At 58.4% G+C, this 3,217-nt stretch carries 2 rRNA genes; both read left to right on the top strand.

Annotated elements, in window-relative coordinates:
- Positions 1-58 precede the first annotated feature (58 nt).
- Positions 59-3,018 (top strand): 23S ribosomal RNA (locus H964_RS03870).
- 77 nt (positions 3,019-3,095) lie between these two features.
- Positions 3,096-3,212 (top strand): 5S ribosomal RNA (rrf, locus tag H964_RS03865).
- Positions 3,213-3,217: the final 5 nt, after the last annotated feature.

Here is a 3,217-nt window from a genome sequence, read left to right as displayed (position 1 = left end):
TTGGCAAGTGAATAGGGTAAGGCTGGTAGTAGGCGGATGATAGATATTCGTCTGTGGAGGTCAAGCGAGTGAAGGGCGCAGGGTGGATGCCTCGGCACCGGAGCCGATGAAGGGCGTGGCAAGCTGCGAAAAGCCACGGGGAGCCGCAAGCAGGCGTAGATCCGTGGATTCCCGAATGGGGCAACCTGCCGGGTGGAAGACCTGGCATCGCATGCTGAATCAAGTAGGCATGCGAGGGGAGACCGGGGGAACTGAAACATCTTAGTACCCCGAGGAGAAGAAATCAAGATGAGATTCCCCAAGTAGCGGCGAGCGAAAGGGGAGGAGCCCAAACCATCGCAGGCGGCAAGTCTGTGGTGGGGTTGTAGGACAGGAGCGCGAAGCCACTTGAGGCGCTTAGCCGAATGGTCTGGGAAGGCCAGCCGTAGAGGGTGACAGCCCCGTAGGCGAAAAGCGCAAGTCAAGTGGTGCTTCTGATCCTGAGTAGCACCAGTGTCGTGGAAGCTGGTGTGAAGCAGGGGGGACCACCCTCCAAGGCTAAATACTACCGGTGACCGATAGTGGACGAGTACCGTGAGGGAAAGGTGAAAAGAACCCCGGGAGGGGAGTGAAATAGAGCCTGAAACCCTGTGCCTACAAGCAGACGGAGGGGGCGACAAGTCCCTGACGTCGTACTTATTGAAGAACGGTCCGGCGAGTTACTTGCGCATGCGAGGCTAAGGCGCGAGAGAGCGCTGGAGCCGCAGGGAAACCGAGTCTGAAGAGGGCGATTGAGTATGCGCAAGTAGACCCGAAACCGGGTGATCTACCCTTGGCCAGGGTGAAGTGTGGGTGAGACCACATGGAGGCCCGAACCGGTCGTCGTTGAAAAGGCGTCGGATGAGCTGAGGGTAGGGGAGAAATTCCAATCGAACCCGGAGATAGCTGGTTCTCCCCGAAATAGCTTTAGGGCTAGCCTCAAGGTGTAGCCGCTGGAGGTAGAGCACTGACTGGGCTAGGGGCGCAAAAACGTTACCGAACCCTATCAAACTCCGAATGCTGGCGGTGGAACCTTGGGAGTCAGACCACGAGCGATAAGGTCCGTGGTCGAGAGGGGAACAGCCCAGACCGACTGCTAAGGTCCCGAAGGTGTGGCTAAGTGTGAGAAGGATGTTCAGTCGCGAAGACAACCAGGAGGTTGGCTTAGAAGCAGCCATTCCTTTAAAGAGTGCGTAACAGCTCACTGGTCGAGCGGCTGGGCGCCGAAAATACTCGGGGCTTCAAGCCACACACCGAAGCATCGGGTTTAAAGCCGAGGTAATCGGCTTTAAGCGGTAGGGGAGCGTTCTGCGGCAGGGAGAAGCCCAAGGCGAAAGCCAGGGTGGACGAGGCAGAAGTGAGAATGCCGGAATAAGTAGCGCGAGGCAGGTGGGAAGCCTGCCCGTCGGAAGCCCAAGGTTTTCTGGGGAAGGCGAATCCGCCCAGAGTTAGCCGGGGCCTAAGGCGAGGCCGGAAGGCGTAGCTGATGGGTATCAGGTTGATATTCCTGAGCCACCTGCCGGAGGTTAACCTACGGGGCGGGACGCAGGAGGAGCAGGCAACCGGGGTGTTGGTTGACCCCGGCCAAGCGGCGAGCGGGGGTGTGTAGGCAAATCCGCACGCCCATACAACCGTGAGCCGTGATGGGGAGCCGAAGTTATAGTAGGCGAAGTGCCGCGCTTCACACTGCCAAGAAAAGCGTCGCGTAGGCGAAGGCAGGTGCCCGTACTGGAAACCGACACAGGTGGGCGAGGAGAGTATCCACAGACGGACGGGTGAAGCACCGCTAAGGAACTCGGCAAACTGACCCCGTAACTTTGGGAGAAGGGGTGCCCTGGGTGAAGAGCTCAGGGTCGCAGGGAATAGGCCCAAGCGACTGTTTATCAAAAACACAGGTCTCTGCGAAGCCGAAAGGCGAGGTATAGGGGCTGACGCCTGCCCGGTGCTGGAAGGTTAAGGGGAGGGGTGGAAAGCTCCGAACCGAAGCCCCAGTGAACGGCGGCCGTAACTATAACGGTCCTAAGGTAGCGAAATTCCTTGTCGGGTAAGTTCCGACCCGCACGAATGGCGTAACGACTTGGGCGCTGTCTTGGCGGTGTGCCCGGCGAAATTGTGGTACCAGTGAAGACGCTGGTTACCCGCGGTTGGACAGAAAGACCCCGTGGAGCTTTACTGCAGCCTGGCACTGTGTTCTGGTGTGCTCTGTACAGGATAGGTGGGAGGCAGAGAAGGGGAGGCGCCAGCTTCCCTGGAGCCGGCGGTGGGATACCACTCTGGGTGCACTGGGGCACTAACCAGACACTCTGAACCGAGTGATGGGACACTGCCAGGTGGGCAGTTTGACTGGGGCGGTCGCCTCCTAAAGGGTAACGGAGGCGCCCAAAGGTCACCTCAGCACGGATGGAAATCGTGCGGTAGGAGTGCAAAGGCGGTAAGGTGGCTTGACTGTGAGACCGACAGGTCGAGCAGGGACGAAAGTCGGGCTTAGTGATCCGGCGGTATCAAGTGGGAGAGCCGTCGCTCAACGGATAAAAGTTACCCCGGGGATAACAGGCTGATCTCCCCCGAGAGTCCACATCGACGGGGAGGTTTGGCACCTCGATGTCGGCTCATCGCATCCTGGGGCTGAAGTAGGTCCCAAGGGTTGGGCTGTTCGCCCATTAAAGCGGTACGTGAGCTGGGTTCAGAACGTCGTGAGACAGTTCGGTCCTTATCCGCCGCGGGCGCAGGGTATTTGAGGGGAGCTGACCCTAGTACGAGAGGACCGGGTTGGACGGACCGCTGGTTTACCAGTTGTTCCGCCAGGGGCACGGCTGGGAAGCCAAGTCCGGATGGGATAAACGCTGAAAGCATCTAAGCGTGAAGCCCACCCCAAGATGAGATACCCCACACCGAAGAGGTGGTAAGGGTCCTGGTAGACTACCAGGTAGATAGGCCGCATGTGTAAGCGCTGTGAGGCGTTGAGCAAGGCGGTACTAATGACCCGAGGAGCTTGACCGAAAAAAACCGGTCTTACCCTATTCACTTGCGAGGCTGCTGAAAAGCAAGAGAATGATGAGAATAGAGAAGGAAACAAATCCGGTGGCGAAAGAGCGAGGGTAACACCCGTTCCCATTCCGAACACGGAAGTTAAGCCTCGCAACGCCGATGATACTGTGCTGGAGACGGCACGGGAAAGTAGGTGGCTGCCGGATTTTTT

This window comes from Caldicellulosiruptor sp. F32 (assembly GCF_000404025.1).
Taxonomy (GTDB): Bacteria; Bacillota; Thermoanaerobacteria; order Caldicellulosiruptorales; family Caldicellulosiruptoraceae; genus Caldicellulosiruptor; species Caldicellulosiruptor saccharolyticus.
This window is presented reverse-complemented; position numbering and strand designations above follow the sequence as displayed.